The organism is Streptomyces tricolor, assembly GCF_002155905.1.
GTDB lineage: Bacteria > Actinomycetota > Actinomycetes > Streptomycetales > Streptomycetaceae > Streptomyces > Streptomyces tricolor.
Genome location: NZ_MUMF01000333.1, coordinates 1 through 6,535, shown reverse-complemented (window position 1 = coordinate 6,535; position 6,535 = coordinate 1). Strand labels below are relative to the sequence as shown.

Sequence of the window (6,535 nt, the reverse complement as noted above, 5' to 3'; positions counted from 1 at the left end):
CGGTCGGATCCGCGGATCCGCGGGTACGCCGAGGTGAGCCTCGGTTCGTCCCAGCCGGTCACCGGCACCATGGGCGCCTGGGACGTCGTCGACATCGTCTTCGGCCAGGCCACCGCCGCGGCGAACCTCGCCCTCTCCTACGCCGCCTGGCGCACCACCCGCCCCGCCGCCCCGGCCGGCTCGCCCCGGAAGGGCACCTCAGCCGAGCCGCAGCCCCTCCGCCAGAAGCCGCAGGTACCGGCGGATCTCCTTCGGTCCGCCGTGGCCCAGCTCCGTGGCCATGGCCACGCCGTGGGCCAACCGCAGCACCTCGATCGACTCCACGTCCCCCCGCAGCGTGCCCTCCGCCTGCGCCGCCGCCACCAGCCGGGCCGCCGCGCCCTTCACCACGGACCCGCACTCCGTCAGCGCCGGCGCGCCGCTGTCCTCCGTCACCGCCGAGCTGAGCAGGGCCTTCATCCCCCGCACCTGGAGGGTGCCGACCGCCAGCTCGTACAGCCACTCCATGAGCGCCTCGCCCGGCGGCAGCTCCTTCGCCAGCTCGCCGGCGCGCGCCCCGAGCGCGTCGATCCGGTCGACGTACGCCGCTTCCAGCAGCGCCCGCCGGGTCGGGAAGTGCCGGTAGAGCGTGCCCGAGCCGACGCCCGCCCGCCTGGCGATGTCGTCGAGTGACGCGTTCTCCCCATGCTCGGCGAAGGCCTCCGCCGCCACCTTCAGCAACCGCTCGTAGTTGCGCCGAGCGTCCGCGCGCATGGGCCTGCCCCGCGTCATCCACTCACTCCTTGCCGGCCGGGCACCCTCTCCGCGATTTTACCGAGCACGCGGTCCGCCCCGGCGCCCCGCCTAGAACAGGGCGCTGTAGGCGTTCAGCGCCGGCTGGCCGCCGAGGTGGGCGTAGAGCACGGTGGAGTCCCCGCCGATCTCACCGCGCCGGACGAGGTCGACGAGGGCGGCCATCGACTTCCCCTCGTACACGGGGTCGGTGATCATGCCCTCGGTGCGCGCGGCGAGCCGCATCGCCGCCAGCGTGGTGTCGTCGGGGACGCCGTACGTGCCCGCGTGGTACCGCTCGTCCAGTTCGATGTCCGCCTCGGTCGACGCCCGCCGGACGCCGATGAGCCGGCCGGTGGCGTGGGCGATGCGGGCGATCTGCTCGCGGGTGCGGGCGGGTTCGGCGGAGGCGTCGACGCCGAGCACCCGGCGCGGTCGGCCGCCCGCCTCCTCCAGTGCCCGGAAGCCGGCGACCATGCCCGCCTGCGTGGACCCGGTCACCGAGCACACCACCACCGTGTCGAAGAAGACCCCCGACGCGCGTTCCTGCTCGGCGACCTCGTACGCCCACCGGGCGAAGCCGAGGCCGCCGAGCGGGTGGTCGGAGGCGCCGGCCGGGATGGCGTACGGCTTTCCGCCCGCCGCCTCCACCTCGCGCAGCGCCCGCTCCCAGCTCTCCTTGAACCCGATCCCGAACCCGGCCCGCACCAGCCGCACCTCGGCCCCGGCGAGCCGGCTGATCAGGATGTTGCCGACCTTGTCGTACACCGCGTCGGGCCAGTCCACCCAGCTCTCCTGGAGCAGCACGCACTTCAGCCCGGCGCGGGCGGCGACGGCGGCGACCTGGCGGGTGTGGTTGGACTGCACCCCGCCGATCGACACCAGGGTGTCGCAGCCCTGCGCGAGCGCGTCGGCGACCAGGTACTCCAGCTTGCGGGTCTTGTTCCCGCCGTACGCGATGCCCGAGTTGCAGTCCTCCCGCTTGGCCCACAGCGCCGCACCGCCGAGGTGGGCGGTGAGGCGCTCCAGGGGGTGCACCGGGGACGGGCCGAAGAGGAGGGGGTACCGCTCGTACGAGTCCAGCAAGACGCCTCCCACTGTGCTTCGTCGGGCCCGTCACCCTACCCCTCGGCGATCTCCGGGCGAAGACGGCCGGTCAGGCCTGCCAGGGCCAGCGTCCGTCCCGGCCGCTCTCCAGCAGCGGGACCATGCGGAAGGCGGCGTCGGAGAGCCCGCCGAAGGTGTGCCGGTTCCCCGCGCCCGACGGGCCGTGACCCGCCCGGTAGCCCTCCAGGTTCCAGGTGTAGACCGGGACCCGGTCCGGGACCTGGGCGGTGGGGTCGCCGTGCCGGTGCGGGGCGTACTGCTCGTCGGTGACGATCAGCACCCGGTCGTGCCCCCGGTAGTGCCGGCGCACCGCTTCGGTGGTGTCGGTGCCGCCCAGGTCGCCGAAGCGCCTGAGGACCTTCAGCACCGACTCGCCCTTGCGGTACCGCACCCGCTCGCTGGTGGAGCCGAACTGCACGAGATCGGCGTCCGCCGCCCGCAGCGCGAGGGCGGTGCCGAAGACCGCCGCCGCGTCGGCCCGGCTGAGCTGGGACCGCTCGGACACCTGCGACCAGAACATCGAGCCGGACCGGTCGACCAGCACGAGCGTACGGCCCGGCAGCGCGGGCACGTTGGCCAGCGAGTGGCCGAGCGCCTGCTCCAGCGGGTACGACCAGCGCAGCGAGGGGGCGTGCTGGTAGGCGGCCAGGTAGCGGAAGGGGAACTGCCGCGAGCGGCGCACCTCCTGCGGATCGCTGATCCGCGCGGCGACCCGGGCGGCGACCTCGTCCGACACCCCGGCCTGGTCGAAGTTGCGCAGGTTGCGGACCAGGGCCATGGCGCCCATGGACGGGATCACAGCCTCCCAGGCCGCCTTGTCCATCGGGCCCTGGAGCCAGCCGGCCAGCGCCTCCCAGGTGAGGCCGGCCGCCGCGAGCCGCTCGGCGCCGTCGGGCGAGGTGACGACCGCCCTTCGCCGCTCGACGGGCAGTGCCATCAGCTCGCGGTGCAGGGTGAGCGCGGGAAGGGACGCGGGCGGCACGGCGGTGTCCGGGTGGTGGCGCCGGTCGAGCGCGTACCGGAACAGGTCGCCCTGCCAGGGCTTGTCCGGGTCCGGCGCGGCGTGCACCAGGTTGAGGACGTCGCCGAAGCGGTAGCCCTTGGACGCGGTGTCGTACTTGAGCAGCGACCGGACGTGGTACAGCCGTCGTACGGCGTCGGCGATGCCGCGCTTGACGGGCTTGGGGACGGCGCGGCCGTGCGTCGACGTCCAGTACGCGAGCAGCTCGCCGGGCTCGTCGGGGCGCTGCAGCGCGGAGGCCACGACCTGCCGGTTCGCCGGGCCGTCGGTCGCGTCGGCGGCCAGCCGTGCGTGCACGTACTCGGCGGCGCCGACGAGGGCGGCCGTGCGCATGTTGCCCTCGCCCCGCAGCCAGCCGAGCAGGCCGGCCGTCCACTCCGGGTCGCTGACGGCGAGGTCGCGGACGAGGCGGGTGAAGCGGGTGTCGCGCTGCTCGGCGCTCTCGTAGAAGGTGTCCGTGAGGAAGTGGGACACCGCCAGCAGGAACAGCTCCGAGCGGGGGTCGCGCTCGCGGCCCCGGCCGCCCTCGTGGGTCCGCAGGACCCGTCCCGTCGAGCCGACCGCCGACACCGGCCGCGCCTTGGCGGCGCGCGTGTTGAATCGCGCCATGGTGAACTCCCCCGCATACGTCGTGCGTTGCTGTCTTCGTACGGAGGGAGGCACGGCACAGGGAAGGTGTCCGAGATCAGGAGTCGGCGGCGGACTTTACCCAGATGCTCTGCCGATTGAGCTACACCGGCCGAAGCCGGTGACGGGACTCGAACCCGCAACCGTCCGATCCAATGAAGTAACCGCTGCCTGCGCACCGGACACCCACCCTGTGCCACGCCTCCCGAGATCAGGTCGGCGGCGGTTGGGATTCTCGTGCAGAAGAAGTAACCGCAGCCTGCGCACCGGGAGGTGCGTGAAGTTTTCGGTGTCCAGAGATCGAGGTCGGCGGAACCGACGTACGGTGCTCTGCCTCTGAGCTACACCGGCACGTCGAAGCCGGTGGCGGGACTCGAACCCGCGGCCTCCCCGTTATGAGCGGAAGTAGGTCCTGCCTGTCGCACCTGGACGTACGTCAGCTTAGGAGGGCGGCCACGGGCCGGGCCACTGAATTGTTTACCGCTTGTGCCGCTTCCAGGGGCCGGTGATGGCGAGCATGATGCCGGGGTCCTGGATGTTGGCGAACAGGGTCCTGCCGTCGGGCGAGAAGGTGACGCCGGTGAACTCGCTGTACTCCGGCTCCTCGGCGGTGCCGATGTTCAGCTCGTTGCGGGCGATCGGGTAGGTCCGGCCGCTCTCGGTGGCGCCGAACAGGTGCTGCACGCCCTCGCCGTCCTCGGCGATGACCAGACCGCCGTACGGGGAGACGGTGATGTTGTCGGGGCCGTCGAGGGCACCGTCCTTGGCCGGGTCCGGGTTCACCCCGAGCAGCACCTTCAGCGTCAGCGTGCGGCGCTTGGGGTCGTAGAACCAGACCTGGCCGTCGTGCTGGGCCGGGCTCTCCTGGCGGGCGTAGGAGGAGACGACGTAGACACCGCCGTCGCCCCACCACATGCCCTCCAGCTTGCGGGCGCGGGTGATCTGGCCGTCGGTGAACTGCTTGCGCACCGAGACGGTCCGGGCGTCACGGTCGGGGACGTCCACCCAGTCGACGCCGTACACGGTGCCGATCTTCGTGGCGCGGGACAGGTCGTCCACGAACTTGCCGCCGGAGTCGAAGCACTTGAAGGCCTGGAGCACGCCCGCGTCGTCGGCGAGGGTGCGCAGCTTGCCGCGGCCGTGGCGGAAGCCCGCCGGCGGGGTCCAGCGGTAGAACAGGCCGTTGGGGCCGGAGGCGTCCTCGGTGAGGTAGAGGTGGCCGCGCTTGGGGTCGACCACGACGGCCTCGTGGGCGTAGCGGCCCAGGGCCTTGATGGGCTTGGGGTCGCGGTTGGCGCGGCGGTCCTCGGGGTCGACCTCGAAGACGTAGCCGTGGTCCTTGGTGAAGCCGTTCTTGCCGGCCTTGTCCTCGGTCTCCTCGCAGGTCAGCCAGGTGCCCCAGGGGGTGCTGCCGCCGGCGCAGTTGGTGGCGGTGCCGGCGATGCCCACCCACTCGGCGACCTCGCCGCCGCGGCGGACCTCGACCACCGTGCAGCCGCCGGCCGCCGCCGGGTCGTAGACGAGGCCCTCGGTGAGCGGCACCGGGTGCGGCCAGTCGGCGCGGGCGCCGGCCAGCTCGTGGTTGTTGACGAGCAGGGTGGTGCCGCGCGGGCCGGCGAAGGTGGCGGTGCCGTCGTGGTTGGACGGGGTGAACTCGCCCGACTCCAGCTTGGTCCTGCCGCAGTAGGTGATGATCTTGTACGAGAAGCCGGCGGGCAGGGCGAGTATGCCCTTCGGGTCGGCGATCAGCGGGCCGTAGCCGACGCCGCGGTGGTGGCCCCCGTGCGCGGACTCGGTCCCGGCGCTCTCGTTGTCGGTGGCAGCAAGGGCGTTCGGCGCGGTGGCGAGGGCGCCGACGCTGCCCGCCAGGGCGACCCCGGCACCGGTGATCGCGGATGTTCTGGCGAAGTCCCTGCGGGTGAGCGACATGGTGTCTCCTGTGACGACGGTGGTAGTGCCGTGGAAGGTGGGGGGCCTCGGCTCGGCGCACACGCTCCCGTCCACTTGTGAACGGGAGTTGAACGCCGGGCTACCGCCAGGGCGCCTGTTCCATGAATCCGAATGCACCGGCCCACGACGGCCCCGAGCACCGGCCGGCCGCCCGGCCGGTACGGTGACCTGCCACAACAGCACCGGCCGGCCGTCTCCGCGCCACGGCCACCGACACCGGCGACACCGGCCACCGGCTTCAGCAACTCCAGCCGTCGACTTCGGCCACACCAGCCGTCGACTTCGGCCACACCAGCCGTCGGCTTCGGCGTCACCGACCGCCCGACTCGACGGCAACGGCCGTCGGCTTCAGCAACCCGACCGGCGGTCTCTGCGCCGCGGCCACCGACATCGGCGACACCGGCCAACGGCTTCAGCAACACCAGCCGTCGACTTCGGCGACACCGACCGCCCGACTCGACGGCAACAGCCACCGACCCGCGACACCGGCCGTGGACTCCAGCAACCCGACCGCCCGACTCAACGGCACCGGCCGTCGGCTTCAGCAACCCGACCGGCGGTCTCTGCGCCACGGCCACCGACATCGGCGACACCGGCCAACGGTTTCGGCGACACCAGCCGTCGACTTCGGCGACACCGACCGCCCGGCTCGACGGCAACGGCCACCGGCTTCAGCAACACCAGCCGTCGACTTCGGCGACACCGACCGCCCGACTCGACGGCAACGGCTACCGACCCGCGACACCGGCCGTGAACTCCAGCAACCCGACCGCCCGACTCGACGGCACCGGCCGTCGGCTTAAGCAACCCAACCGCCCGCTCGGCGACATCGATCACCTGGCCTCGGCACTACCGGCAGCCCGACTCGACGGCATCGGCCACCGACTCCGGCGGCACCAGTCACCGACTCCAGCAACACACCAACCCTGACCCGACAACACCAGCCATCGGCTTCAGCAACCCGACCGCCCGCTCGGCGACATCAGCCACCCGTCCCGACAGCACCGGCCGCCCGCTCGGAGGACACCGGCACCGCCTCAACGGCACCAGCCGCCCGCC

Annotated in this window: 4 protein-coding genes and 1 pseudogene; 1 reads left to right on the top strand and 4 read right to left on the bottom strand. The window is 72.7% G+C overall.

The window, feature by feature from the left end; genetic code table 11:
• Positions 1–159 (top strand): annotated as a pseudogene (locus CCN44_RS47860) (effector-associated constant component EACC1); the annotation flags it as partial.
• A 39-nt stretch (positions 160–198) separates the two neighbouring features.
• Here CCN44_RS47860 and CCN44_RS23685 read toward each other — a convergent pair.
• From CCN44_RS23685 to CCN44_RS23670, 4 genes are all read right to left on the bottom strand, one after another.
• On the bottom strand, positions 199–771 hold the full coding sequence (locus CCN44_RS23685) for a TetR/AcrR family transcriptional regulator (protein ID WP_086699345.1): 573 nt from the start codon (positions 769–771) through the stop codon (positions 199–201).
• 72 nt (positions 772–843) lie between these two features.
• The gene (locus tag CCN44_RS23680; RefSeq protein ID WP_272935657.1) at positions 844–1,857 is read right to left on the bottom strand and encodes a 1-aminocyclopropane-1-carboxylate deaminase; all 1,014 of its coding nucleotides are present in this window, start codon (positions 1,855–1,857) and stop codon (positions 844–846) included.
• A gap of 70 nt (positions 1,858–1,927) precedes the next feature.
• Positions 1,928–3,508, bottom strand: coding sequence for a TROVE domain-containing protein (locus tag CCN44_RS23675; protein ID WP_059248659.1), 1,581 nt, complete (start codon positions 3,506–3,508; stop codon positions 1,928–1,930).
• Positions 3,509–4,003: 495 nt separating this feature from the next.
• Positions 4,004–5,455, bottom strand: coding sequence for an alkaline phosphatase PhoX (locus tag CCN44_RS23670; RefSeq protein WP_086699341.1), 1,452 nt, complete (start codon positions 5,453–5,455; stop codon positions 4,004–4,006).
• Between the last annotated feature and the right edge of the window lie 1,080 nt (positions 5,456–6,535).